The sequence below is a fragment of the Pseudotabrizicola sp. genome, assembly GCF_030684215.1.
Classification (GTDB): Bacteria; Pseudomonadota; Alphaproteobacteria; order Rhodobacterales; family Rhodobacteraceae; genus Pseudotabrizicola.
Genome location: NZ_JAUXOV010000038.1, coordinates 177,731 through 204,065, shown reverse-complemented (window position 1 = coordinate 204,065; position 26,335 = coordinate 177,731). Strand labels below are relative to the sequence as shown.

23 protein-coding genes are annotated in these 26,335 nt (G+C 61.2%); 16 read left to right on the top strand and 7 right to left on the bottom strand.

Going from position 1 to position 26,335, the window contains the following annotated elements:
* Positions 1–19: 19 nt before the first annotated feature.
* Positions 20–1,006, bottom strand: a complete 987-nt coding sequence (locus Q8K08_RS07275) for a glycosyltransferase family 2 protein (protein ID WP_305249633.1) — start codon at positions 1,004–1,006, stop codon at positions 20–22.
* Positions 1,007–1,081: 75 nt separating this feature from the next.
* Here Q8K08_RS07275 and pth point away from each other — a divergent pair, with 75 nt between their 5' ends.
* From pth to Q8K08_RS07245, 6 genes are all read left to right on the top strand, one after another.
* Positions 1,082–1,795 (top strand): aminoacyl-tRNA hydrolase, encoded by a 714-nt coding sequence (pth, locus tag Q8K08_RS07270; protein ID WP_304803597.1) that lies wholly within the window; start codon positions 1,082–1,084, stop codon positions 1,793–1,795.
* Positions 1,796–1,898: 103 nt separating this feature from the next.
* Positions 1,899–3,926: a M3 family metallopeptidase gene (locus tag Q8K08_RS07265; protein ID WP_305249632.1), complete on the top strand. Its 2,028-nt coding sequence runs from the start codon at positions 1,899–1,901 to the stop codon at positions 3,924–3,926.
* A 330-nt stretch (positions 3,927–4,256) separates the two neighbouring features.
* Positions 4,257–4,760: a YbjN domain-containing protein gene (locus Q8K08_RS07260; RefSeq protein WP_304798882.1), complete on the top strand. Its 504-nt coding sequence runs from the start codon at positions 4,257–4,259 to the stop codon at positions 4,758–4,760.
* A 27-nt stretch (positions 4,761–4,787) separates the two neighbouring features.
* Positions 4,788–5,609 carry a pyrroline-5-carboxylate reductase gene (proC, locus tag Q8K08_RS07255; RefSeq protein WP_304798884.1) on the top strand — a complete coding sequence of 274 codons (822 nt, stop codon included), beginning with the start codon at positions 4,788–4,790 and terminating at the stop codon, positions 5,607–5,609.
* Positions 5,606–5,938: a tRNA-binding protein gene (locus Q8K08_RS07250; protein ID WP_305249631.1), complete on the top strand. Its 333-nt coding sequence runs from the start codon at positions 5,606–5,608 to the stop codon at positions 5,936–5,938. Before proC ends, Q8K08_RS07250 begins: the two co-directional genes overlap by 4 nt.
* Positions 5,938–6,885 (top strand): D-glycerate dehydrogenase, encoded by a 948-nt coding sequence (locus Q8K08_RS07245; RefSeq protein ID WP_304798889.1) that lies wholly within the window; start codon positions 5,938–5,940, stop codon positions 6,883–6,885. Before Q8K08_RS07250 ends, Q8K08_RS07245 begins: the two co-directional genes overlap by 1 nt.
* Positions 6,886–7,024: 139 nt before the next feature.
* On the opposite strand, the gene Q8K08_RS07240 is transcribed toward Q8K08_RS07245, so the two are convergent.
* Positions 7,025–8,173 (bottom strand): CaiB/BaiF CoA-transferase family protein, encoded by a 1,149-nt coding sequence (locus Q8K08_RS07240; protein ID WP_305249630.1) that lies wholly within the window; start codon positions 8,171–8,173, stop codon positions 7,025–7,027.
* Positions 8,170–8,946 (bottom strand): citryl-CoA lyase, encoded by a 777-nt coding sequence (locus Q8K08_RS07235; RefSeq protein ID WP_305249629.1) that lies wholly within the window; start codon positions 8,944–8,946, stop codon positions 8,170–8,172. The genes Q8K08_RS07240 and Q8K08_RS07235 overlap by 4 nt, the downstream gene beginning before the upstream one ends.
* Positions 8,947–9,049: 103 nt before the next feature.
* On the opposite strand from Q8K08_RS07235, the gene Q8K08_RS07230 reads away from it, so the two are divergent.
* The 3 genes from Q8K08_RS07230 to Q8K08_RS07220 all read left to right on the top strand — a co-directional run bounded on the left by Q8K08_RS07230 (position 9,050) and on the right by Q8K08_RS07220 (position 12,278).
* On the top strand, positions 9,050–9,910 hold the full coding sequence (locus tag Q8K08_RS07230) for a dioxygenase (RefSeq protein ID WP_304803164.1): 861 nt from the start codon (positions 9,050–9,052) through the stop codon (positions 9,908–9,910).
* Between the two features lie 21 nt (positions 9,911–9,931).
* The gene (locus Q8K08_RS07225; RefSeq protein ID WP_304803162.1) at positions 9,932–10,732 is read left to right on the top strand and encodes an IclR family transcriptional regulator C-terminal domain-containing protein; all 801 of its coding nucleotides are present in this window, start codon (positions 9,932–9,934) and stop codon (positions 10,730–10,732) included.
* A gap of 85 nt (positions 10,733–10,817) precedes the next feature.
* Positions 10,818–12,278 carry an amidohydrolase family protein gene (locus Q8K08_RS07220; protein ID WP_305249628.1) on the top strand — a complete coding sequence of 487 codons (1,461 nt, stop codon included), beginning with the start codon at positions 10,818–10,820 and terminating at the stop codon, positions 12,276–12,278.
* 147 nt (positions 12,279–12,425) lie between these two features.
* Here the strand turns inward: Q8K08_RS07220 and Q8K08_RS07215 are convergent, their stop codons facing one another.
* A complete protein-coding gene (locus Q8K08_RS07215; protein WP_304803158.1) occupies positions 12,426–12,890 on the bottom strand; it encodes an Lrp/AsnC family transcriptional regulator in 465 nt (154 codons plus the stop codon).
* Positions 12,891–12,993: 103 nt separating this feature from the next.
* Here Q8K08_RS07215 and putA point away from each other — a divergent pair, with 103 nt between their 5' ends.
* The gene (gene putA / locus Q8K08_RS07210) at positions 12,994–16,449 is read left to right on the top strand and encodes a bifunctional proline dehydrogenase/L-glutamate gamma-semialdehyde dehydrogenase PutA (protein ID WP_304803156.1); all 3,456 of its coding nucleotides are present in this window, start codon (positions 12,994–12,996) and stop codon (positions 16,447–16,449) included.
* 330 nt (positions 16,450–16,779) lie between these two features.
* On the opposite strand, the gene Q8K08_RS07205 is transcribed toward putA, so the two are convergent.
* On the bottom strand, positions 16,780–17,241 hold the full coding sequence (locus tag Q8K08_RS07205; protein WP_305249627.1) for a hypothetical protein: 462 nt from the start codon (positions 17,239–17,241) through the stop codon (positions 16,780–16,782).
* A gap of 491 nt (positions 17,242–17,732) precedes the next feature.
* Here Q8K08_RS07205 and Q8K08_RS07200 point away from each other — a divergent pair, with 491 nt between their 5' ends.
* The gene (locus Q8K08_RS07200; protein WP_305249626.1) at positions 17,733–18,068 is read left to right on the top strand and encodes a helix-turn-helix transcriptional regulator; all 336 of its coding nucleotides are present in this window, start codon (positions 17,733–17,735) and stop codon (positions 18,066–18,068) included.
* Entirely contained in the window at positions 18,058–19,389 is a 1,332-nt protein-coding gene (locus tag Q8K08_RS07195) for a type II toxin-antitoxin system HipA family toxin (protein ID WP_305249625.1), read from the top strand. Before Q8K08_RS07200 ends, Q8K08_RS07195 begins: the two co-directional genes overlap by 11 nt.
* On the opposite strand, the gene Q8K08_RS07190 is transcribed toward Q8K08_RS07195, so the two are convergent.
* Both Q8K08_RS07190 and Q8K08_RS07185 read right to left on the bottom strand, forming a co-directional pair.
* The gene (locus Q8K08_RS07190) at positions 19,386–21,308 is read right to left on the bottom strand and encodes a TniQ family protein (RefSeq protein WP_305249624.1); all 1,923 of its coding nucleotides are present in this window, start codon (positions 21,306–21,308) and stop codon (positions 19,386–19,388) included. The genes Q8K08_RS07195 and Q8K08_RS07190 overlap by 4 nt on opposite strands.
* A 221-nt stretch (positions 21,309–21,529) precedes the next feature.
* Positions 21,530–22,399: a hypothetical protein gene (locus tag Q8K08_RS07185; protein WP_304803154.1), complete on the bottom strand. Its 870-nt coding sequence runs from the start codon at positions 22,397–22,399 to the stop codon at positions 21,530–21,532.
* A gap of 150 nt (positions 22,400–22,549) precedes the next feature.
* On the opposite strand from Q8K08_RS07185, the gene miaB reads away from it, so the two are divergent.
* From miaB to Q8K08_RS07165, 4 genes are all read left to right on the top strand, one after another.
* A complete protein-coding gene (gene miaB, locus Q8K08_RS07180; RefSeq protein ID WP_305249623.1) occupies positions 22,550–23,860 on the top strand; it encodes a tRNA (N6-isopentenyl adenosine(37)-C2)-methylthiotransferase MiaB in 1,311 nt (436 codons plus the stop codon).
* 208 nt (positions 23,861–24,068) lie between these two features.
* The gene (locus Q8K08_RS07175; RefSeq protein ID WP_322573383.1) at positions 24,069–24,638 is read left to right on the top strand and encodes an OmpA family protein; all 570 of its coding nucleotides are present in this window, start codon (positions 24,069–24,071) and stop codon (positions 24,636–24,638) included.
* Positions 24,639–24,643: 5 nt separating this feature from the next.
* Positions 24,644–25,027 carry a hypothetical protein gene (locus Q8K08_RS07170; protein WP_304803150.1) on the top strand — a complete coding sequence of 128 codons (384 nt, stop codon included), beginning with the start codon at positions 24,644–24,646 and terminating at the stop codon, positions 25,025–25,027.
* 208 nt (positions 25,028–25,235) lie between these two features.
* The gene (locus tag Q8K08_RS07165; RefSeq protein WP_370870526.1) at positions 25,236–26,243 is read left to right on the top strand and encodes a PhoH family protein; all 1,008 of its coding nucleotides are present in this window, start codon (positions 25,236–25,238) and stop codon (positions 26,241–26,243) included.
* The last annotated feature ends 92 nt before the right edge of the window (positions 26,244–26,335 follow it).

Genomic DNA, 26,335 nt, shown 5'->3' with positions numbered 1-26,335 from the left:
TTTGTGCACTGCACCCTTTTCAGGCGTTGGCCAAAGCCAGATGATGTGCGTGGCGCGGGTCATCCTCGGCCCTTAGGCCGGCTTTGGCGGCCAGTTGCGCAACGTAATCGGCGCAGCACAGGTGGTGCAGGCGGGTAACGCCGGGCAGGGCCATCATCGCGGCATGAGCGTCATCAAACGCGCGGGCATGCAGCAAGGCGCTGTCATCTGGCACTTCATTCCTGTTGTAGCGGTCAAAAAAGCCGTCGGTATAGCGATCTTTGCCCGCAACCGAAGACAGCGTCCCCTTTTTCAGACGGAAGCTTTCTTCGGACCGGATCATGTAATGGTTCATCTGCGCCGTCGCATGGCTGACCCGGTTCATCGGAACGCGGCGCAGGTAGTCGCCACCCGGCTGCCATTCGGGCAGATCCTCGCCATCGGCATTGACCCAGCGCATCCCCGGTTGCCCCCAGCGGGACGCCCGGCGCGGCAGCAACCGTTTTGGTCCATGTTCGGCCAGCCGCCGGAACCAGCCCGGATGCGCATGGATGGTCTTGACCCATGTTGACGGGAAGTCCTGGCTTTCACTGGTGGAAAGGAACTGGCGATGCGTCAGTCCATCTTGCCACGCGACCCGCCCCGAGGTTCCGAATACCCGCCAGTTGATCGCCATGCCCAGAAAATCGGCGTTCGGCGGGATCAGGTCATCTATCCGCCCGGTGCCCCGGTGAATGACCAGAAACTCATCCACGTCGCAGACCAGCACCCAATCGGCCTCGCTGACCTGCGGCAGTGCCTTTGCCGCCTCGAGCTTGCGGGCGCAGATATTGGTGCGGTCGGGAACATCGTGGCGCAGATGCGTGACGCCCATAGGTGCCAGCGCATCCAACAATGCGGGAGAGTGATCGGTGCAATCATTGGTGACCACAACAATATCGGTAAAGCCCAGACGCCGGTACCACGCCACCCATTCGACCAGAAAAGGCCCTTCGTTGCGGACAGAAGAAACGACTGTAAAGCGCATGGTGGCTTCCTTTTCCCGCCCGATGCTTGACGGCTGTGGCCCGCTTCGTCAAGGAAGGGGCAACAGGAGTGCGCAATGAAACTGATCGTCGGGCTTGGCAATCCGGGTGCGAAATACGCAGGCAACCGGCACAACATCGGCTTCATGGCCGTGGAACGCATCGCTGCGGACCATGGGTTTGGTCCATGGAAGTCTGTGTTCAAGGGTGAGGCCGCCGAGGGGCGGCTGGGCACGGAAAAGGTGCTGCTGCTGAAACCCGGCACCTTCATGAACCTGTCGGGTCAGTCGGTGCAGGGGGCGATGGCGTTTTACAAGCTGGGGCTGGACGATATCACAGTGCTGCATGACGAACTGGACCTTGCCCCCGGAAAATGCCGGATCAAGCAGGGCGGCGGCCATGCCGGGCACAATGGTTTGCGCTCTATCAGCGCAACGGTGGGCGAGGGCTATGGCCGCGTGCGGCTGGGCATCGGGCATCCGGGCCACAAGGATGCGGTGGCGGCCTATGTGCTGCACGACTTTGCCAAAGCCGATCAGGATTGGCTGGATGATCTATTGCGCGGCATCTCAGACGGTGCGCCCCATCTGGCGGCCGGGGACGGGCAGAAGTTCATGAACGCGGTCGCCCTGCGTGTGGCGCCGCCCCGGTCTTCGGACAGGGCCAAATCTGCGGTCTCTGCCGCGCCTCAGGCGAAGTCAGCGCCAGAGGCAAAGCCCGCGCCTGTGGTGCAAGACGTGGACAGTCGTAGCCCGATGCAAAAGCTTCTGGACCGGTTTCGTCAGGGGTAGCGGGCAAGAGCGCTCCGCGCGGGAGTATTTGCAAAGCAGCAAACTCATCGGGTGTGGACCTTTGCCGCTGGCGTGCCTAGCTATTGGGGCAAAGGAGACCCCAATGACCATTTTAGGCACTATTTTCGCGCAAGACTGGACCACGCCCTTTGGCTTGCCGCCGTTTGACCAGATCCGGGATGAGGATTTCGCCCCTGCATTTGACGCGGCCCTGACCGAGGCGCGGGTGAATATCGCGGCGATCGCTGATAGCACCGATGCGCCGACATTTGCCAATGTGATCGAGGCGTTGGAACTGGCTGAGGGCGCTTTGGACCGGGTGGCGGGGGTGTTCTACAACCTGTCGGGGGCAGATTCGAATGAGGCGCGCGAAGCCTTGATGCGCGATTTGGCCCCGAAGATGAGCGCGTTTTCATCGGAAGTGTCGAACAACAAGGCGCTGTTTGCCCGCATTGAGACCTTGTGGCAGGGGCGCGATGGCCTTGAGCTGACGCCCGAACAGATGCGCGTGCTGACGCTGTATCGCCAGATGTTCGTCCGCTCTGGCGCGCTGCTGGAGGGGGCTTCGGCGGAGCGGTTGACGGGGGTGAAATCGCGCCTTGCCGTGCTGGGTACCCAGTTCAGCCAGAACCTTTTGGCGGATGAGCGGGACTGGTTCATGCCCTTGGCCGAGGCTGATCTGGAGGGATTGCCGGAGTTTGTGGTGGCAAGCGCCCGCGCTGCCGGGCAGGAGCGCGATGCCGCTGGGCCGGTCGTCACGCTGAACCGCAGCCTGATTGTGCCGTTTTTGCAGTTTTCCCCGCGCCGGGCGCTGCGCCAGCGGGCTTATGAAGCGTGGGGCGCGCGCGGGGCCAATGGCAACGCCCATGACAACCGCGCCATTGCTGCCGAAACTCTGGCGTTGCGGAACGAGCGGGCAACGCTTTTGGGCTACGCCAGCTTTGCGGATTACAAGCTGGAGCCGGAGATGGCCAAGACGCCTGCCGCGGTGCGTGATCTTTTGATGCGGGTCTGGGGGCCAGCCCGCACCAAGGCCGAAGCGGATGCGGCGGTGCTGGAGGCAATGCTGCGGGCTGACGGCATCGACGGGCCTCTGGAGCCATGGGACTGGCGCTATTACAGCGAAAAGCGGCGCCGGGCAGAGCATGATCTGGACGAGGCTGTGCTGAAACCCTTTTTGTCCCTGGATGCGATGCTGGCGGCGCAGTTTGACTGTGCCAACCGGCTGTTCGGGTTGGAATTCCGGGAAATGGAAGGGCCGTTTTACCACCCGGATGTGCGGGGATGGGAGGTGACACGCAAGGGCGCGCATGTAGCGGTGTTCCTCGGCGACTATTTCGCCCGCGGGTCCAAGCGGTCGGGCGCGTGGTGTTCGGCGATGCGCTCGCAGCGTAAGCTGGGCGGTGAGGTGCGGCCGATTGTCGTCAATGTCTGCAACTTCGCCAATGGCGATCCGGCGCTTTTGTCCTATGATGACGCCCGCACGCTGTTTCACGAATTTGGCCATGCATTGCATCAGATGCTGTCGGACGTGACCTATGGCTTTATCTCGGGCACCTCTGTTGCGCGCGATTTCGTCGAGCTGCCAAGCCAGCTTTATGAGCATTGGCTGGAGGTGCCAGCGGTTTTGGAGCGACACGCGCGCCATTGGCAGACGGGCGAGCCGATGCCTGCGGCGATGCTGAAGCGACTGCTGGACGCGGGCACCTATGATCAGGGCTTTGCCACGGTAGAATTTGTGGCCAGCGCGTTGGTGGATCTCGCGTTTCACGAAGGCCCGGCCCCGGCGGACCCGATGCAAAAGCAAGCCGAGGTGCTGGAGGCGCTGGGAATGCCGCGCGCCATCCGCATGCGGCACGCAACACCGCATTTCGCGCATGTGTTTTCCGGTGACGGTTATTCGTCGGGCTATTATTCCTACATGTGGTCGGAAGTGATGGACGCTGACGCCTTTGCCGCGTTTGAGGAAGTCGGCGATCCTTTTGATCCGGCCACTGCCGCCCGGCTGGAGCGTTATATCCTTTCGGCGGGCGGGTCCGATGATGCCGAGCGGTTGTATATGCAATTCCGTGGCAAGATGCCGGGCGTTGAAGCGCTGCTGAAAGGCCGTGGCTTGCTGGACGCGGCTTAACGGCCCCACATGGTTGAAGCGGAGCGTCCGCCTAAGGGGCGGACGCACGCTTTTTGTCTCGTCGTCGGGCTGCGCCTCCTCCTCGGGGAAAAAGGTGCCGCGCTGACCTACGCTGTGCTGTCAGTTTGTCTGTCAAACCATGCATATTTGCGTGGTGAGCCACAGTCCCCCAACTTGTCCACAGAAGATTTGCCAAGAAAACGCTTTACAGGGTTTCGCTTCTGCAACACCATATCTAGTATGGCGCTGTCGGGTAATCGCAGAGCCTTGCCAGACACCCAGCATTTCGTGGGTCAGCCCCCGCGAAAGGCATCATCAAGAGGCCGGGCAATGTCACTTTCCGAAGATTTCATGTCATACGACGATATGCACCCTATCGACATCGTCGAAACCCTTGCCGAACACCATGCGTGGGAGTTTGACCGGGTAACCGATGACCAGATCGCGATGGCGGTCGAAGGGCAGTGGCGCACCTATTCTCTGACCCTTGCTTGGTCGGCACAGGATGAGACATTGCGCCTGATCTGCACGTTCGAGATGGAGCCGCCCGAGGGCAAGCTGCCAGGTCTTCTGGATGTGCTGAACCGCTGCAACGATATGGTCTGGACCGGTGCATTCACCTATTGGACCGAACAAAAGCTGATGGTCTGGCGCTATGGACTGGTGCTGGCCGGTGGGCAGGTTGCGGGGCCGGAGCAGATTGACCGGCTGATCTCCAGCGCGGTGATGGCGGCGGAACGCTTCTATCCGGCGTTCCAGTTGGTGGGATGGGGCGACAAGACTCCTGCCGATGCGATGAAGGTTGCCATTGCCGAGGCCTATGGCCGCGCCTAACCTTGCCCCACCAAGACGGGGATTGAGATGAATATGGAACTGATCAACCGCCGGGGCCTTGTGCTGCTGGGGTGCGGGAAGATGGGTTCGGCCATGCTGGAAGGCTGGCTGAACAACGGCTTGTTGCCGGCGGCTGCATGGGTGATAGACCCAAACCCTTCAGACTGGCTCAAGGCCCTTGCGCAGAAGGGGCTGACCCTTAATGGCGGCATGCCTGATGCCCCGGCGGTCGTGCTGATCGCGGTCAAGCCGCAGATGATGGGCGATGCGTTGCCGCAGATTGCCGGGTTCGGGGGGGGCGACACGCTCATCGTGACTGTGGCGGCCGGCACGACGATTGCCACCTATGAAGCGGCCTTTGGTCCCGGCACTCATATTGTGCGCGCGATGCCCAACACGCCTGCATCCGTAGGGCGCGGGATCACGGCGATTGTCGGCAATGCCGCCGCCCTGCCTGCTGATCTGGATCTTGCTGAAGCTCTGCTGTCGGCGGTGGGGCAGGTGGTCCGGCTGGACGGCGAGCATCAGATGGACGCGGTGACTGCGGTTTCAGGCTCTGGCCCGGCCTATGTTTTTCACCTCATCGAGGCTCTGGCGGCGGCGGGCGAGGCAGAGGGCCTGCCCGCCGGTCTTGCCATGCAACTGGCCCGCGCTACCGTGACCGGCGCGGGGGAGTTGGCGCATCTCGCGCCTGAAACTGCATCACAGCTGCGCATCAACGTCACATCGCCCGGCGGCACGACGGCAGCGGCGCTGTCGGTTCTGATGGCGCCGGACACGGGTTTTCCGGCCCTGCTGCGCCATGCTGTCAAGGCCGCTGCCGACCGGGGGCGGGAGCTGGGCAAATGATCAGCTATGATGATTTCCAAAAGGTCGATATCCGCGTGGGCGTGATCACCCGCGCCGAACCGTTTCCCGAGGCGCGCAAACCCGCCATCAAACTTTGGCTGGATTTCGGCGGTGAGATTGGTGAAAAGCGGTCGAGCGGGCAGCTGACGCGGCACTATACGCCAGAGACGCTGATCGGGCGTCAGGTGGTTGCCGTAGTCAATTTCCCACCCAGACAAATCGGCAAGGTGATGTCTGAAGTGCTGGTTCTTGGGGTTCCTGATGCGGAGGGTGAGGTGGTGCTGCTGACGCCCGATCAAACTGTGCCTGTGGGCGGAAGGATGTTCTGATGAAACTGCTGATCACGCGCCCCTTGCCCGAAACGGTGGTTGATGCCGCCCGCGCCCGGTTTGATGTGACACTGCGCAAACACACGATGCCGCTGACGGGCGATGAACTGCGCGCGGCCTTGCGCGATTTCGACCTGATCCTGCCCACGCTGGGCGACCGGTTTCAGGCGGATGTCTTTGCCGACGTGCCTGCCCCCCGCGCCCGGATGCTGGCGAATTTCGGCGTGGGCTACAACCATATCGATGTCACCGCCGCCCGCGCCGCCGGGTTGGTCGTTTCAAACACGCCCGGCGCTGTCACTGATGCGACGGCTGATATTGCCCTGACGCTAATTCTGATGACCGCGCGCCGCGCCGGAGAGGGCGAGCGCATGGTGCGTGCGGGTCTGTGGGAAGGTTGGCACCCGACCCAGATGCTGGGGATGAATGTCTCGGGCAAGCGTATTGGCATCATCGGCATGGGGCGCATTGGCAAGGCAATTGCAAAACGCGCGCAGGCCGGGTTCGGGATGGAGGTGGTGTTCTACAACCGCTCGCCCGTGGCCGAAGCCGGTGTGCCTGCACGTCAGGTCAGCCTGTCCGAGGCCATGGCTGCCGATGTGGTGGTGCTGGCCGTGCCCGGAGGCAAGGACACCCATCATCTGATCAACGCGGGGACATTGTCGCAGATGTTGCCACACGCCATCCTTGTGAACATCAGCCGCGGCGATGTGGTGGACGAGGCCGCTCTTGCCGCAGCGCTGGTTGCGGGCCAGCTTGCCGGTGCGGGGCTGGATGTCTATGAGTTCGAACCACAGATCAACCCTGAGCTGCTGGCCTTGGAAAATGTCACGCTGCTGCCGCATCTTGGCACGGCCGCCTTGGATGTACGCAGCAACATGGGAATGATGGCGGTGGATAACCTCATCGCCTTTGCCGATGGACGCGCGCTGCCCAATCCGGTGTAAGAGGCGTGGTTTTACCTTTCTGAAATACTCCCGTCGGAGCCTCCGGCGGGAGTATTTTGAAAGCAGCAATTCGCTGGAAGAGCGTGGGTTGCCGGACGTTCGGGGTGAGCGAAACCAACGGTGGCCACGCCGGATTTGATCAGGTGAAGCCTGCCTTGATCCGCGCCAGTTCCTTCCGTATTTCCTGCCCGTGCTGGTCAAGCAAGGGCGGCGGCAAAACGGTGGTGTGGGCCGCGCCGTCAAAGCTGTAGGGCGCGCGGACGGTGGTGAAGGTGCCCATCTGCGCATGGTCGGCACTGACCTTGATGCAGAGATGGCGGGCCTGCGGATCCTCCAGCGCTTCATCGCTGTCATAGGCGGGGGCATAGGGGACTTCGGCAGCCTCGAGTGCGGCGCACCAGTGATCCCGGGGCTTCTGTCTGAAGATTGGTGTCATAAGGCTGATCAGGTCGTCCTGATGCTTGATCCGCTCCAACCGGTCGGCAAAGCGAGGGTCGGTCGCCAGGTGGGGCTGGGCGGTCGCTTCCAAAAATCCGGTCCAGAATTTTGGCGGGCTGGACATGTGGATGGCAACCCATTTCCCGTCGGCACATTCAAAGGTGTAGGACTGGCTGACCACGGGGCGGGACAGCGGGCCCATCACCTCGTTCACCGAGTAAAAATGGGTGAAGCTGTCCAGATTGAAATGGCACATTGCCTCGAGCATCGAGATATCAAGCCGGCTGCCCTTTCCGGTTTGCCCTCGGTCTACCAGAGCGGCGAGGATGCCGGTCGCGGCATAGTGCCCGGTGACCGCATCGGCGATGGCCGGGCCGATCACCCGCGGGTTGGTGGGCGGTGTCATCAGACGCAGGAATCCGCTGGCCGCTTGCGCCACTGTGTCATAGGTCGGCCGGTCGCGGGCCGGACCCGACGTACCAAAGCCGGAAATGGCGCAATAGATGATGCGCGGATTAATGGCGCGCAGATCATCCTCGCCTGCGCCCAGTTTCTCGGCCACGCCGGGGCGGAAATTCTGGATGAACACATCCGCGCTCGCGATCAGATCATTGAACACAGCTAGATCTTCGGGTGCTTTGGTATCAAGCGCGATAGAGCGTTTGTTGCGGTTGTAGGTTTGGAAATGCGGGGAATAAAGCCCGCCTTTGAAGGCGCGGAACGGGTCGCCCTCGCCGGGGCGTTCGACCTTGATCACATCGGCGCCAAGATCGGCCAATTGCATAGCCGCCGCAGGGCCGGTGATATAGGTGCCCATTTCGATGACGCGGATGTTCCTGAGCGGCCTCATTTCGTGGTCAACCCGTCGTAGGTAATCGCCAGATCGGCGTTGTGCGACAGGATGAAACCGATGGGGCGCTGCGATTCTTCGTACAGATGCGCGGCGAGTCCACCGGCACGGGCGAGCAGCGGTACGGCCTTCATCGCCTCCAGCGGCCAGCCTGCATCAAGGATCACCGCCGGGATCGCGCCCGAGACGTTGATTGGCAGCGGGCGGTTCATGATGCCGGGCGCCTTGGCCCCCAGAAGACGCAAGGCCGTTACATGCTGGCCGGACACACCGATTTTGTCTGCGATTTCAAGCAGTTTTTCTGCGCGTGGATCGCCCGAGCTATGCTGCGGATGGCCAAGGCCGGGCACCTTCTGGCGCGCGGCTTTCAGGGCTTCAAGTGAGGCGACAGCGGCGGCCTCGTCGCCGCCTGCGGCGACAACCTCGACCAGATAGCGCCCCGCCGTTTCCGAAGAACCGGCCACCACCGACCCCATGCCCAACAGCCCGGCCGCCATCGCGCCCTGCCATGCCTCGGGCGCGGCGGCCAGCGTCATCCGTGCGGCCTGAACCGAAGGCACCAGCCCATGTTCGGCAATCGCCACCAGACAGGCGTTCATCATCGTTTTCTGGGTGTCGGTCGGGCGTATCCCGCAGACCAAGAGCCAGAAGTAGTCGGTAAAGTCGATCTCCCCGATCAGGTCTGATACCAGATCATGGCCCCGCACGGTGATCGAATCCTCGTCCGACGTGGCAATGGCCGTCCGGGCGTTGTCCTGCTTTCCGATCCTCATTGCGGGCTTCCCTTTTCGCATTGCGAATAAAAATTCACTTGCCGAATATTATGGAGCGTTCTAACTTTCCGTCAACAGCAGATTTCCGGGGGAGAGCTACGCCGTGAAAGAGATCAATCAGTTCACACTGGCAGAAGCGGTCAAAGAGTCGTTCCGGACAAAAGAGGGCAGCCGGTTCAAATTTCTGCTCGAGGGTTTCATTGACCATCTGCACGACTATACCCGCGAAGTGAACATGACCCATGAGGAGTGGATGGGTATTCTGATGTTCCTCTACGATTGCGGGCAGATATCAACGCCTGAGCGGCATGAGTTCATCTTGCTGTCGGATGTGCTGGGTCTGTCTGCGCTGGTTGACATGATCAATACCCGTGGCGGATCGACCGAAGGATCGAACCTTGGCCCGTTCTATCTGGACAATGCGCCCACGTTGGACTTGGGGGGCGATCTGGCCAAGGGGCGCGATGGGGCGACCATTCTGGTGCATGGCGTGGTACGTGATTCGCTGGGAAACCCGCTGGCGGGGGCGTTGATTGACACATGGCAGGCGGATGGGTCGGGCACGTATCCTATTCAGGAGCAAGCTTCAGGACAGAACAAGTATGATCTGCGCGGATTGATCACCACCAATGATATTGGTGAATATTGGTATACCACAGTGCTGCCCAAACCGTACACCGTGCCCTATGATGGCCCCGTGGGGCATCTGTTACGAGCGGGAAACCGGCACGCATGGCGGGCAGCGCATCTGCACTACATCGTGCGCGCCAAAGGCTACCGCGCCATTACGACCGAGCTTTTCTTTGAAAACACCGAATACATCGACAATGACGCGGTCTTCGGGGTGCGAAAATCATTGATCGCCAAGCTGGAACCAGTGAAAAAGACCGACACCCTTCCCGCAACCGAACAAAAGCCGGATGCCAAGTGCCGCTTTGATTTCGTTCTTGCACCAGAGGGTTAAGTCATGGACGGGAGTGGCACGATGGAATCGGAACGGCCGGCAGAGTTTGTCGAGGCGCTGGCCAAGGGGCTGGCGGTGCTGGAATGTTTTGATGCCGCCCATCCCGACATGACCCTTTCAGAGATCGCTCGTCGCGTCGGACTGTCACCCGCTGCTGCACGGCGCAGTCTGATCACGCTGGGCGCGCTTGGCTACGTGGGCCAGAACGGCAAGCGGTTTCATCTGCGGCCAAAGGTCATGAGTCTTGGGTCGGGGTTCTATTTCGCCGCCCGTATTGATGAATTGCTGCTGCCGGAACTGCGCAAGATTGTCGAGGCGCATGGCGATGCCGCCTCTGTTGCGATGCTGGACGGGGCCGATGTGATCTATATTGCGCATCATTCCACCCAACGCGCGCGGCGGGCAACGGCGGTGGTGGGCGCGCGCTATCCGGCACATGCCACCAGTCTGGGGCGGGTGCTCATGGCGGGCTTGGATGACGCGGCACTGGAGCGGACGCTGGCGGCTATGACGCCGGTGGCCCTGACCTCACGCACCGTGACCAGCAAAGTGGCGCTGCGGGCGCTGGTGGATCAGGTGCGCGAGACGGGATTTGCTACCACGGTCGATCAGTTGGACTACGGGATTACCGCCTTGGCAGTGCCCATTCGATGTGCTGAAGGGCATGTCGTGGCCGCTCTGAATTCATCGGGATATTCTGGGATGGTGACGCCGGATGAGATGGTTGCCAACCGCCTAGCCGATTTGCGCGCGGCGGCTAGCCGGATTGGTGCCGCGGCGGCGCGGGTGCCGGCACTTTCGGCGGTTTTTGACACGCGCTAGGGCCGGCCCTTTTGCGAGGGCGATCTTTGTCTTGTGATCAATGCGAACAAAATTTCGCTATACGAAAATCTGGGAGGATTAAGGGATGTGCAAAGTCTGTGATACCCGTACCAAGGCCCCGGCTGACAGCGGCGGCGCGTCTGCCACGCGCCCGGCTGTGGGTGCCCTGTCGGTAGCGCCCATGCCAGTGGGGATCGGCCAGCCGGGTCGGCGCACGCTGATCAGGGGCGGTCATGTGCTGTCGATGGATGCCGCTGTGGGCAACTTTGCCAAGGGAGATGTGCTGATGGAAGGGGCAAAGATCGTGGCCGTCGCGGCGCAGATCGACGCGGGCGACGCGGCCGTGATTGATGCCACCGGCCATGTGGTGATGCCGGGGTTCATCGACACCCATCACCACCAGTTTGAAACCGCCCTGCGCAGTCTGCTGTCGGATGCGATTCTGGTCAACGATGGCCGCCCGGAGAGCACTGCCAACTATTACGAATGGATGCTCCAAAAGTTCTCGGTGCTGTATCGGCCGCAGGATGTCTATATTTCGGAATTGTTCGGCGGCATCGCACAGATTGATGCGGGTGTGACCACGGTGATGGATGTCAGCCAGATCCATCACAGCCCCGAACACACCGACGCCGCGATCAGTGCGTTGCGCGATACCGGACGCCGGGCGGTGCTGGGATACTTTGAAGGCTGGGGCGATTTGGCCAAGTATCCGGGCGACGCGCGACGGGTAAAAACCGAGCATTTCTCGAGTGATAACCAGCTTTTGTCGATGGTTATGGGGGGCGAGATCTATCTGCCGTTCCACGAGGAAGCATGGGCCATAGGGCGGGAGTTGAGCATTCCGATTGCCTTGCATGTGGTGGGTACGTTCGGCATGCAGCCGACCTTTGACGGGCTGGCGATGGCGGGGAAGTTTGGCCCTGATAACATCTTCATCCATATGACGGGGATGAGCGATCTGGCATGGAAGGCGGCGGCGGATGCGGGGGCGCATATCTCGCTTTCGGTGCCGATCGAGATGCAGATGCGCCATGGCAACCCGCCGCTGCAACAGGCGCTGGATATGGGGATGCAGCCGTCGCTTTCGACCGATGTGGAATGCACCATGACGGCGGATATGTTCACGCAGATGCGGTCCACCATCACGCTGCAACGGATGATCGCCAACGAAAAGGCGCTGCGGGGCGAGGAGTATCCAAAGCTGCTGTCGGCGCTGGACGTGATCCGCTTTGCCACGGTGGAAGGGGCCAAGGGTCTGAAGCTGGATCATAAAACCGGTACCCTGACTCCGGGCAAAGAGGCCGATATCATCCTGCTGGACGCAACCGCGCTGAACGTGGCCCCACTCAACCATGTGCCGGGGGCCGTGGTCACGCTGATGGAGCGGTCCAACGTGTCGACCGTGATCTGCGCGGGCGTGGTGCGCAAGTGGCAGGGTATGATGCTGGGCCATGACATCGCCAAACTGCGGGCCGAGCTGGAGGCGAGCCGCGACTATCTGTTCGAGGCGGCGGGTGTTGAACAGGATCTGTTCCGCACCTGACCCAAGGTATGGGTCTGCCGCTGCGCCCGGCCCGGTCGTGGCGGCAAACGATTGAAAACGCAGAAAATTTCCGGTGTGTTTTGAGGCTGCGCCACGTCTGGTTCGTGTATGGCCTGCGTGATGACGTTGGTGCGCGGCAATGGCCGGTCAGATCGGGCCTTCCTTGACCGATTCCATCGCCACATAGGTTGAGGTGCTGGTGACATGGGGCAGGGCGCTGATGCGCTCTGCCAGCACGCGGCGATAGGCCTGAATATCTGCCGTGCGCACTTTCAGCAGGTAATCGAACCGGCTGGCGATCATGTGGCATTGCTCGACTTCGGGCACTGTCATCACTGCCTTGTTGAAGGCTTGCAACGCAGCTTCGCGGGTGTCGGCCAGCTTGACCTCGACAAAGGCGACATGAGCTTGCCCCATTTTGATAGGGTCCAGTCCGGCGCGGTAGCCGGTGATTACGCCCAATTCCTCTAGTCGTTTCATCCGCGCTTGGGTCGGGCTTTTTGATAGCCCGATACGGCGGGCGAGTTCTACCGCGCTGATCCGGCCCTCGGTGGACAGGACGCGCAGGATGGCGTGGTCGAAACGGTCCAGATCGGGTTCTGCAGTTGGCATCGAAAATTCCCTGATTTGCGGGCGGAATGGCTTTGGCAGGCATGATAATCGGGTGAACAGCCTTTGAATAGCGCGGTATGATGATCCAAACAGGAGATGCCAGATGCCGCATGAGTCCCCCGCCCTTGCCATGATGATCATACAGAATGAGGCGCTGCGCGATGAGGCAGCGCTGGTGCAGTCGCTGATCGCCGAGGCCGCATTGCCAGCCGAGGCGCGGGTGGCGATTTCGGCTCAGGGGGCCGATCTGGTGAGCCGCATCCGCAAAAGCGCCAAGCCGGGGTTGATGGAGGTTTTCCTCGCCGAATACGGCCTTTCCACCGATGAAGGCATCGCGCTGATGTGTTTGGCCGAGGCACTGTTGCGGGTGCCCGATGCGGAAACCATGGATGCGCTGATCGAGGACAAGATCGCGCCAAGCGACTGGGGGCGGCATCTGGGGCGGTCGGCGTCTTCGTTGGTGAATGCGTCTACATGGGCCTTGATGCTGACGGGCAAGGTGCTGGACGACCGCGAGCCGGGGGTGGTTGGGCACCTGCGCGGCGCGGTCAAACGGCTGGGTGAGCCGGTGATCCGGCGCGCGGTGGCGCAGGCGATGAAAGAAATGGGCCGCAATTTCGTGCTGGGCGAGACGATTGAGCGCGCGATGGACCGGGCGCGTGATCTTGAGGGCAAGGGCTATACCTATAGCTATGACATGCTTGGGGAAGCGGCCCGCACCGAAGGCGATGCGCGGCGGTATCATCTGGCATATACGCGCGCCATCACGGCAATAGCGGGTGCCGCCAAGGGCAACGACATACGCGCCAATCCGGGCATTTCGGTCAAGCTGTCGGCGCTGCATCCGCGCTATGAGGTGGCCAAGCGCGCGCGGGTGATGGCGGAACTGGTGCCGCGGGTGCGCGCACTGGCGGGGCTGGCGCGTGCGGCGGGCATCGGATTCAACATCGACGCCGAGGAAGCCGATCGGCTGGAATTGTCGCTGGAGGTGATCGAGGCGGTGCTGGCCGATACCTCGCTTGCCGGTTGGGACGGGTTTGGCGTGGTGGTGCAGGCTTATGGTCGGCGCGCAGGCGCGGTGATTGACTGGCTGCACGACACTGCGGAACGGCTGGACCGCAAGCTGATGGTGCGGCTGGTCAAGGGCGCCTATTGGGACGCCGAGGTCAAGCGGGCGCAGGTGCTGGGGCTGGAGTCTTTCCCGGTGTTCACCCGCAAAGAGGCGACGGACGTGTCCTATATCGCCAATGCGCGCAAACTGCTGGGTATGACCGACCGGATTTATCCGCAATTTGCCACGCATAATGCGCATACGGTCGCGGCGGTGCTGCACATGGCCGAAGACATGGGCGTGGATGCGATGGCCTATGAGTTCCAGCGCCTGCATGGCATGGGCGAGCGGCTGCATGATATTGTGTTGAGTGACCACGGCACGCGCTGCAGGATCTATGCGCCGGTGGGGGCGCATCGTGACTTGCTGGCCTATCTTGTGCGGCGATTGCTGGAGAACGGGGCCAACAGCAGTTTCGTCAACCAGATCGTGGATGAGGATGTGCCACCCTTGCGCGTCGCCGCCTGCCCGTTGACGGCGGTGGTGGGGCTGACCCTGCCCAACAAGGCGCTGCTGACCGGGCCGGAGCTGTTTGGCGACCGCCGCAATGCGCGCGGGTTTGACCTGAGCGCCGCGCCGGATCTGGCGGCGGTGGAGGCAGCGCGCGCGCCGTTTGCCGATGTGGTGTTTGAGGCGGCCCCGATGCTGGCAGGCCGGGCTGCGGGCGGGTTGCGGCATGAGGTGCTGAACCCGGCCACGGCTGCGCGGGTGGGGTTTGTGACGGATGCGGCGGGGCCGGATGTGGATACCGCGCTGCGTCTGGCCGAGCCATGGGCGGCAGAGGCCAGGGTGCGGGCCGACGTGCTGCACCGGGCGGCCGATCTGTATGAGGCGGAGTTTGGGCCAATCTTTGCGCTCTTGGCGCGGGAGGCGGGCAAAACCCACGCCGATGCGGTGTCAGAACTGCGCGAGGCGGTGGATTTCCTGCGCTATTATGCCGATGGGGCGGCGGCGCTTTGCCACCCCGCGCGGGGTGTCTTTGCTTGCATCAGCCCGTGGAACTTTCCGTTGGCGATTTTCTCTGGGCAGATCGCGGCGGCGCTGGCGGCTGGAAACGCGGTGCTGGCCAAACCTGCGGAACAGACACCGCTGATCGCGGCGTTTGCGGTGGGTTTGCTGCACAAGGCGGGCGTGCCGGTATCGGCTTTGCAGCTGTTGCCGGGTGATGGCGCAGTCGGGGCGATGCTGACGGCGGATACGCGGGTGGCGGGGGTAGCCTTTACCGGCGGCACGGATACCGCAATGAAGATCAGGGCCAGCATGGCCGAACATATGGCCCCCGGCGCGCCGTTGATCGCCGAAACGGGTGGTTTGAATGCGATGGTTGTCGACTCGACCGCGCTGCCAGAACAGGCCGTGCGCGACATTCTGGCATCCAGCTTTCAGTCGGCGGGGCAGCGCTGTTCGGCGCTGCGGTGCCTGTATGTGCAGGAAGACATTGCCGATACGGTGCTGGAGATGTTGTTCGGCGCGATGGACGATCTGAGCCTTGGCGATCCGTGGGATCTGGCGACCGATGTGGGACCGGTGATCGACGCTGAGGCACAGGCGGGAATTGCGGCCTATGTGGCGCAGGCCCGCGCCGAGGGGCGGGTGATGAAGGAAATGGCGGCACCTCGGGGGGGCACGTTTGTGGGCCCTACGGTGATCCGGGTGCCGGGCATTGCGGCCATGGCGCGCGAAATTTTTGGCCCGGTGCTGCATGTCGCAACGTTCAGGGCGGTCGATCTGGACCGGGTGATCGGGGCGGTGAATGCCACCGGGTACGGGCTGACCTTTGGTCTGCACACAAGGATTGACGACCGGGTGCAGCAGGTGGTGGCGGCCCTGCGCGTGGGCAATATCTATGTCAACCGTAACCAGATTGGCGCGGTGGTGGGCAGCCAGCCCTTTGGTGGTGAGGGGTTGTCGGGCACCGGGCCAAAGGCAGGCGGGCCGCATTACCTGCATCGTTTCACCCGCGCGGCAGCGCCCGAAAACGCGGGGAATACCGCTTCGGCGGTGACGAGCGATGCGCAGCTGCGCGCGGCCCTGAGTGCGCCGCAGGCGACGCCGGCACCGCTGACGGTTGATCTGCCGGGGCCTACGGGGGAGTCAAATCGTCTGACCCGCGTGGCGCGTGCGCCGATCTTGTGCCTTGGCCCGACGGCGGCGCAGGCGATGGCGCAGGCCGAGGCCGTTCGCGCCTTGGGCGGGTTGGCCGTTGAAGTGCCCGGACTGACGCCGGAGACGCTGGGCAGCGCCCTAGGGTTTTCCGGCGCGATCTGGTGGGGAGACGAGGCGGCGGCCCGCGACTATGCCCGCGCGCTTGCGGGGCGGTCGGGGCCGATCCTGCCGCTGATTACCGAGATGCCGGATGTGGCCCATGTCACGCTGGAGCGACACGCCTGCATTGATACCACGGCCTCGGGCGGGAATGCCCAGCTGCTTGCCGAGGTCTCTGGCTGAGGCGGTTGATCTGAAGGAGCGGCTGCGCCGCGCTGTTTTTGTCTCGTCGCGCGCGTGCCGCGCGTCTTCTCGGGCAAGCAATGGCGGGCGTGGTCGCGGTCAGGCCGGATGCCGCAAATCTTTCTGATCACGAAATCGTTATCTCATAAAGTATTGAAGTTAAGCGATAATTTATGATCTTATTGGGTGTGGCAAAATTCCGAGCAGCAAGAGCGCCGCATTTGCCATAGATTCAACCCGCAAAATCTCATTGATTTTGGTGTGTTCGCCCGGAAATGAAAAGGCCCGGTGCATGCACCGGGCCACTTTGTCGTCTTCGCCGTCGATCGGCTATTCATCATCGGAGTTGACCACCCGGGGCGTGCGTTTCCGAGGTGTGGAGGGAGGTGGTTCCTTCTCGAACAATTTGCTGGCATCGATCTTCCGCCACTCGACAGAAATGAACGGGTTGAACTCAGCGGTACAGCTTGCGCGCCGTTTGTACCCCGCGCAAAAATGCTCGAGCTCGACCGACGGGGACTCCGAAAAAACCGCGCAGCGAACCGCTTCAATCAGAACCTCGATGAAGATCCCGAACCGCGCACACGTTCCCACGATCATGCGCGGCAAAAAGTTGTCAGTCATTGAGGCATTGTCCTGAAGGCCAGCCCCGTCGATGTAGGTTTTGACAATTTTCTCGAGTCTCTTTCGATCCGTCGCGTAGTTCAGAGGCGCGAGGTTCATGGTGTTCAGGCGGCGGCCGAGCTGGTAGTCGTCGTTCAGCACCCGCTCGAGCTGTTCGGTCCCGGACAACACAAGGCACACAGGCCATGCGTTGTTCTGGGTGAGCGTTTTCAGGGTATTGAGGCAATTCCCTATTTTCTCAGCGCCTGACGGCTGTTCTTTGCGATCTTCGATATCAGATCGTCCAGCATCATCTTGTAGACAGCCTCGCGATCCGAAGTACGCGTGAACTTTGGTATCTGTGGCGGTGGCGGGGGGCCGATGAATGCCGCTTGTTTAGCTTGTATGTCATCAAGGGTTGGTCTTCGGGTCATGTTAGAAATCTCCAAAAGCTGCAGGTTTCATCAGACACTATCCTTCCTGCATTCGGAATAGGTGCCTTGAAATAAGCGTCGCAACCATCGACCAGATCTATGGGGAAGCCGCGCGCGCGAAGCCTTTCTGATCTGGCGATTTGGTGGTCTGCAGCAGGTTGTGGCCAGAGTCTCGACAAAGCCATAATTGATCTATATATAGATCTCATATCGCCTTTAAGGCTCTTTTGAGGATCAACTTCCAAGATGAAGCAAGCTCCGCAGGTCTCGACGCATGCTCGAGAGGCAGTCAGCATTCTTGGCGAAATGATTCGTGCAGCACGGGTCCAACGAGGCATGACTTCGGCTGAGCTTGCCGTGCGAACCGGAGTCTCGCGGGGGGTGATCCAGCGACTTGAAGCGGGGGAGCCCGGAACCTCCATTGGCGCGGCCTTTGAGGCGGCCGTTGTGCTTGGCATCCCGCTGTTCGACGTGCCCGTGGGATCGCTCGGCACCTTGCTGGCCCACAAACGGGAAATCAACGCACTGCTGCCGCGGAGGGCTTTCCAAGCTTCGCAGAGCAAGCCCGACAATGATTTCTGACAAGTCGAGTAATTCGGAGAGCTTAGCAATGAAGCCTAAACCCTACCAGCCGGCGTCGACCGCCTTCGTCTGGATCTGGCTCCCGAGACAGGCCGAGCCGGTGGTCTGCGGCAGGATTGATCTGGTCGATGGGATTTACCGCTTCACATACGGCCGCAGCTATCTCGCCCGAACGAATGCAATTGCGATCTGGACTCCTGAGTTGCCACTCGGCAGTTCCATCATCGTGCCGGAAGCGCCGCATGTGATTGCCGGTGCGCTGCGCGACGCCGCACCCGATCAATGGGGGCGGCGGGTGGTGCTGTACCGGCAGTTCGACAGCAGAGGGTCGGATGTCGACACAGGGGACCTCGATGAACTGAGCTATCTCTTGCTGTCTGGCTCAGACCGGATCGGTGCGCTCGATTTTCAGGCCTCACCGACTGAGTATGTTGCGCGCATTCAACAGGACGCCAGCCTCGCCGATCTTCTGAATGCTGCTGCTTCCATCGAGCAAGGCATCCCCCTTTCCGCAGAGCTGGAAGCTGCCCTGCGTCATGGCACTTCGATCGGCGGGGCACGCCCGAAGGCCTTGCTGGTGGATGGTTGCCGCAAACTTATTGCGAAGTTCTCCTCCTCACGGGACACCCTCAACGTCGTTCGTGGCGAATTCGTCGCCATGCGCATTGCCAAGTTGGCGGGTCTGAGCGTGGCGAACGTCGACCTGGCCGAGGTTGAGGGCAAAGACGTTCTATTGGTCGAAAGGTTTGACAGGGTCAAAGAAAAGTCCTTTTGGCTGCGCAAAGTGATCATCTCCTCCCTCACCCTTCAAGGGCTGGACGAAAACGGGGCACGCTATGCGAGTTACCCCGCTACCGCCGAGATTCTTCGGCATCGCGCACGTGACCCCGCAGGCGACATGGCTGAACTCTGGTCGCGGATGTGCTTCAACATCTTGGTGGGAAACACCGATGACCATGCGCGCAATCATGCCTGCTTCTGGGATGGCGAAACGATCAGTCTTACTCCGGCCTACGACATCGATCCGCGCCCGAGGCTGGGACGTGAGGCCAACCAAGCCATGGCGGTAAACGGAGAAGATCGCCGCAGCTTGTTGGCATCAGCGTTGGCCGCGGCGGGCAACTTCGGCCTTCGTCAGGAAAAAGCAATAAGTATCATTGCTGGACAAATTCGGACCATCCATTCCTACTTCAGGACGGTCGCGGCGGAGGCTGGTTTGACCAGGGTCGAACAGGATCGACTTGCCGGTCGGGCCATCCTCAATCCTTACGTCTTCGAGGGCGCACCAGAAGAAATCGCGCGGCTCGAAGCCCCCCTCTAAAAACCCTCAAGGCCCGGTCCGGGAGCGGTAACGCCTTGGTCGACCATTGACGGCGTGCGGGGCAGCCTGGTTGACCGTGGCCACGTCGAGGCAAACCGCTCGCCTATCTTGATGCGTCGATAGGCAAAACCATAGGGTCTTTCTGGCGGTCCGATAGGCCTGACCTTTGATGCTTGGAGCTCTTTCCGCGTCATGTCGCGATCGAGGTCGAGCCAAGCCGCTACGTGTTTCAGCGTGACGAAAGTCGAACAGAAGTCGCGCAGTTGCGCATCGGTCACGTAATACTGAGGTTTCTGCGTGATCGGATTGGGTGCCAGTGTGGCCAGCAGGACGCCATCCCTAATCAGAGCGCGCACTTCCCCTGCGGCAAGACCAAGGCTCTCGGAAACCTGCTCGACAGTCATGCCGATCGCCGTTTCGCGCAACAGAAGGGGTTGGATTTCGCGCACGTTCACGAGGATCGATAAGTAGCCGCTGCGACCAGTGTGTCTACCAATCCTTTGCAACCGCTCTTCGATCGCCAGACGGGCGATGTCCCTGGATGAGCACAGGAGCCGCCTCGCCGCCGTCGGGATGTCTGTAAAGTCATGCTGGGCGGCTGACATTGGCGTTGCCACGCCCAGAAAAACCCCGAGGAAGGCCGTGATTTCGGAAGCGAGAAAGGCGGGGTAGGTGCCTTCCCCGGTGGGGAGGGACTTGATGAAGCCAGCGCCTATCATGACTTCAAACTGGTCGCGGGGGAAATTGAAGTTTTGTACTACGTCAGAAAGCCCGAGGCCCTCCAGCATCGGAATCACCAGGGTCTCTGCGGTCTTGGCGTCAAACACGTCCCAGGCGTCTGACCGGGGCGAGCTTTCTGCGACCAACCCCGCGTCAAGCAAGGCTTTGCGCAAGCGCGCCGTGCCCAGACCGGTCTGATTTGCGAGGGATCGGACGGAGTGCAGGAGCCGTTTCTCCACCAATGTCCCAAGCACATTTTCACCTGCGGCCAACGGCCACGTGGTTAGCAAATGGTCCTGAAGGACCTTGCGAAATGGGTCGAACTCCGGACCATCAAGGTCTCGCGAAAAGCGATCGTAGAGTGGACCGAACCTGGCATGGGGGCCATCATTCGGTGATCCGCCGCGTTCCTGGACATCGAGCAGCGCTTTTCGAATTCCGGCTTGTCCTGCAGCCGCACTGCGAAAACCGAGGTCTGCCGCGTGCCGCCACTGGATTTCAGTCAGCTTTGAATTCTTTGAGACGCGATCCAGGAGGATCGCCCGACCCAAGAGCTCGCAAAACGTGGCTGCGGCGTAGAAATCGAATTGGTCAAGCCAATGGTCCCCAGTTTCCCCAGCAAGACGCTGTTCGATCCAGTGCTCGAAAGGCGAGGGCGGGACCGCAGCACCATCCAGCGCGCCTATCAGGATTGCCGGCAGGATGAGCCCGACACGGGAAGCAAAATCGTGGCGATGAACACGATCAGCACAAGACCAACCCGGGACAAGCGCAACATTGTGGCGGGTGCAGCTTCGAAGGAATGGCACCTGCCAATTGGACCGAAAGCCCATGCCGATCTGGTCGGCTTGGCCAGAGAGACGGGCATCCTCTCGCAAGCAGGCCGGGCAAATCCGCGCGATCTGGTACACAACGGACTGGCGAGGGAGCTGATGCCCTCCTCGCGCAAAAGACCTTGTCCCGATCCGCCGAAAGGTCGACCGTGCGATCCGGTCGGGTTCAATCCCACCGACCAGCGCCAACCACCCAATCGTAGCCGGCGCCCCGTCGATGACGTCAACGAGCTTGACGCCCAAAATGCTGGCCAGCTCTGTGAGATTGGATCCGTTTGCCATGGCAAGACGAGACAGGAAAGACGCGGGTGCCTCCCCCTCAATGTAGTCCAGTGTTTGAGGCAGTGCTCGGGGTTCGATGTGCATGGACCTGATATCGGTGACAAGCAGAAGAGTATCTGCAGTCGGATGCTTTGTTCAATGGGGCGCGCTCAACGCTGCCAACCGTCGAAAAGAACGAATGACGGCGAAAACCACTGATAATACTTAAGAATCACATCTGCGGCGCGTGCAAATGGCAATATTGCGGCGAATCCCTGTCAATGCGGCAACTTGGTATGGCAGAGAAGACCGGAGTCAGGTTGCTGTCAGAACCATTGACCCGGCTCCATCAGGCCCAGATCCATCAGTTGCTGGCTGTGCCATTCAAAAGCGGTGGAGTTGCGCCAGCGAAAATCGTGGATGTCAAACCGGGAGCCGGGATTGCTGCGCAAGGCTTTTGCGGTTCGGAACGACACCAGCGCAGTGGTGATATTGTTGTGCCACGGACAGGCGTAGGTGTTCATCTCCTCATCCGAGAGGGTGAAATCTGTGCGCAGTGTCAGGCCGCGTCTGGTTTTGAACAGGCAGATCCGGTCGATCTTGCGGCGCTGAGGTGAGATATGTTCCTCAAACCGCCAGCGCAGACCGCCAAAGAAATCAAGCTGCCGTTCCTTGGGGTGGTTCTGGTTCAGAGCATCGGGGCGGCCAAGCGCGTAATACCCGGATTTGTCCAGATGCGCGTCATGCAGTGACACGGCATTGGGAAAGCGGTTCAGGTCGCCTGCATAGAGATCGATGACATAGGCCAGCATCGCCTCGCGCCGTTCTTCGGTGTGAAAGGCAAGCATTTCCTGCACGTTGCGGGTTTCGCAAAATGGGTGGAAAAGATACTCGGCATTATAGCAGTAGAACAGCCAGACGTCGGGCACCGCGTCGGACAGGGCGTTCACAGCCGCGACAAGGGCACCTTCGGCATGAACATCATGATCCATGCGGTGAACCGCGTTTTCGATCCGGGGGTGCAGCGTGATCTCTGGCGGGGCCAGCAGCAGCACGGTTGGAAAGCCCGCAGTGAGGTGGTGGCGCAGGGTCGTGTCGACCTCTACCTCGTCTTCGGCCATGATCAGGGCGACCGGACCTTTGTCGATGATGCCTTTGGCAACGGTCAGAAACTGGGTCAATCCACTGTGGCGCATGTGTTCTCTCTGTCGCGGGCGGTGACCCGCCTTTGACGGTAGAATCGGTGATGGGCCGCCGTTTGGCAAGGGGTTGGTGCGTGACGCCGCGCGTTGCGCCCAACTGCGGTTCGCGGTAGAAGACGCGCTGATCCACGGCGGGGTAGAGCCATGACCGAAGCCAAGAAGCTGTTCATCAAGACATACGGCTGCCAGATGAACGTGTATGACAGCGAGCGCATGGCCGAGGCCATGGGCGCGGATGGCTATACGCTGACCGATGTGGTGGAAGACGCCGACATGGTGCTGCTGAACACCTGCCATATCCGTGAAAAGGCCAGCGAGAAGCTGTTTTCCGATCTGGGCAGGTTGCGGCCGCTGAAGGATGCCAAGCCCGATCTAAAAATCGGGGTGGCGGGGTGCGTCGCACAGGCCGAAGGTGCCGAGATTCAGCGGCGGATGCCGTTGGTGGATATTGTGGTCGGGCCACAAGCCTATCACCGCCTGCCCGCTTTGGCGCGGGCCAAGGGGCCGCAGGTGGATACCGAGTTTCCGGCCGAGGACAAGTTTGACCACCTGCCCGAGCGCAAAGCCCTGCGCGGGCCGACTGCGTTTCTGACGGTGCAGGAAGGTTGCGACAAGTTCTGCGCGTTCTGCGTGGTGCCCTACACCCGTGGGGCCGAGGTGAGCCGCCCCGTGGACCGGATCTTGCGGGAGACGCGCGATCTGGTGTCGCGCGGGGTGCGTGAGGTTACGCTGCTGGGGCAGAATGTGAACGGCTATCATGGGCTGGGCGAGGGCGGTTCGTGGACCCTTGGGCGGCTGATCCGGGCCTTGGGTGCGGTGGAGGGGCTGGAGCGCATTCGCTATATGACCAGCCATCCCAATGACATGGACGATGATCTGATTGCCGCGCATGGCGATGTGCCGCAGCTGATGCCCTATCTGCATCTGCCGGTGCAGTCGGGGTCTGACCGGATTTTGAAGGCGATGAACCGCAAGCACACGCGGGATGATTATTTCCGGGTGATCGACCGGATCCGGGCGGTGCGGCCGGATATTTTGTTCTCGTCTGATTTCATTGTGGGTTTTCCGGGCGAGTCGGACGCCGATTTTGCCGATACGCTGGATCTGGTGCGTCGGGTTGGCTTTGGGCAGTCCTATTCGTTCAAGTATTCCGCGCGGCCCGGCACCCCGGCGGCTGAAAAAGCACCGGTGCCATCAGAGGTTGCGGATTCGCGGCTGCAACAGCTTCAGGCGCTGATCCTGGAGCAGCAGCGGGCGGGGCAGGAAGCGATGGTCGGGCGCGAGGTGACGGTGTTGTATGAAAAGCCCGGACGCCAGCCCGGTCAGATGGTGGGCAAATCTGACCACCTGCACGCCGTTCACGTCAACGATGCGACGGGAAAAGTGGGCGAGCTTGCGCAGGTTCGTGTGTTAGCTTCGTCTGCCAACTCGCTGTCTGCGGTAAGAATTTCCTGAATCTGATCAGTGCTGCGGTCCGCCGCAGATTGTTTTCATTTTGGGGACAATGGCGCAACATGTTGCGGCCTGAACAGTCCGAACGCCTAAGGGTTGCCACATAAATGCCCTGAATTGTTCAGATTTCGCTTTACTTCACTTTTTCTCGACGGCAATTCTGGTTTAATATGTCTGCGTGTAACTAGTCACAATGAAGGGGGCTGCTGCTGTGGAACGTTTTTCCAAAGCGTTGCGGATGATCCTTGGGGGAGCTGCGCTCGCGGTCGGTATGTCGGGTGCGACATCCGCCATGGCGCAGGGCGCCCCTGAGGTCGTCGGAAAAATTGAATGGGGTGTGTGGATCGACGATGACGGTTGCATGCACTGGTGGGCTGATGGCGGACTTGAGGGCTATATGGTCCCTCGTCGCAACCCGAAAACCGGCAAGCCGGTCTGTCTGAAGCGCAACACCTGTCTGGTGGAAAACACGGACCAGATGTTCGCAACCGACAGCGCGCAGCTTACTGCGCAGGGGCGGTCACGGTTGCAGTCGTTCTTCCAGTCTGCCGGTGCGTTTGGGTATGTCATTTATGGCCACACCGACAGCCGTGCATCGGATGAATACAACATGGGTCTGTCGAAGCGCCGTGCTGCTGCTGTGGCGAATGTCGCCCGGTCGGCCGGTGCGCATGTTGAGCGTGAAATCGGCTTTGGCGAACGTCAGCCCATCGCCTCGAACAATTCGGCTGCTGGCATGCAGAAGAATCGTCGGGTCGAAGTCGTCTGCTACCGGTGGTGATCAGCATGAACAATACATTCAAAATCGGCGCAGCCCTTGCAGCTATGACATTGAGCGGCTGTGTGACCGAAAGTTTCGAGGGCACGCAGCGCTATAGCGGGCCGGATTCGATCATCGCGACCGGGTTGGACAAGGGCCGCGACACTGGCGTTCTGCGCAATGGCCAGGCGGCCATCGCCTATGATCCGGATGGGTGTCAGAACTGGATCATGGATGACGGTCTGGAAGGCTATTCCACACCGCGTTACGACCCGGTTTCGGGCCTGCCGGTCTGTAACAACCTCTACCCGCCGGGCACGGTTCTGAAAAACTATCAAACCGGGTCACCCGGCGTCAGAGATCGTGTTTCTGGGCCGGGGATCAAGACTGTGGTGCGGCGCGCGAACTGATCTTGCACCTGTGAAAGCGTCTAAGGGGCCACGGGAAACCGTGGCCTTTTTGGTTTTTCGGCCACCAGATCGTTTGCCTGCTTTTTGGGCGGGTGTCACAATTTCGTGCGGTGGCTGGACATAAAGTCGTAGCGACACGAAATCGGTGCTTGCCAGATCATGTGACGCGGCGCACCATACATACAGGCCCTAGATAAAGGAGACCTCATTGGGCATCAGCGCGCTGACCCCCCCGACCAAGCCCGAGGACATGATCGAGTCTGTTCTCGAATTTCCGGACAACCGTTTGTTGATTGATCTGTGCGGCGAGTTTGATCGCAATCTTGCGCAGGTGGAACACCAGATGGGCGTTCATATTCTGCGACGAGGCAATCGTCTTGCGGTGATTGGGGACAAGGGGGCGCGAGAGCAGGCGGCGGCAGTGCTGCGCAGCCTGTATGCCCGGCTTGAATCCGGCCGCACCGTCGCCGCAGGCGACATTGACGGGGCCATGCGTCTGGGTCAGTCGACCCTGAACGCTGAGGGCGAGCAGATTGAACTGTTCAACCCCGGCATGGAGATCCGCACCCGCAAGAAACCCATTGAGCCCCGGACCGAGGCGCAAAAGGCCTATGTGGCAAACCTGTTCAGCCATGAGCTTGGGTTTGGCATCGGGCCTGCGGGCACGGGCAAGACCTATCTTGCGGTTGCGGTCGGCGTCACCATGCTGATTTCCGGCGCGGTGGAAAAGATCATCCTGTCGCGCCCGGCGGTGGAAGCGGGCGAGCGGTTGGGCTTTTTGCCCGGCGACATGAAGGAGAAAGTCGATCCCTACATGCAGCCGCTGTATGACGCGCTGAACGACTTTCTGCCGGCAAAGCAGGTGCAGAAGCTGATGGAGGAGAAGCGCATCGAAATCGCGCCGCTGGCCTTCATGCGCGGGCGCACGCTGTCGAACGCCTTTGTGGTGCTGGACGAGGCGCAGAACGCGACCACCATGCAGATGAAGATGTTTCTGACCCGTCTGGGGCAGGGCAGCCGCATGGTGATCACTGGCGACCGCACACAGGTTGACCTGCCGCGTGGGATGCCGTCGGGGTTGGCCGATGCCGAGCGCATTCTGCATGGCGTGCGCGGCGTGACGTTCAACTACTTTACATCGAAAGATGTTGTGCGGCATCCGTTGGTCGCGCGGATCATCGAGGCCTATGAGTCGGACGAGGCGCCACAGGCCTGACGTCGGGGGCTGCTGAAAACGCCGGGGGGCTGTCTGCCCCCCGGACCCACCCCGAGAGTATTTTCGCCAGGATGAAGGGGCGGGCCATTGGT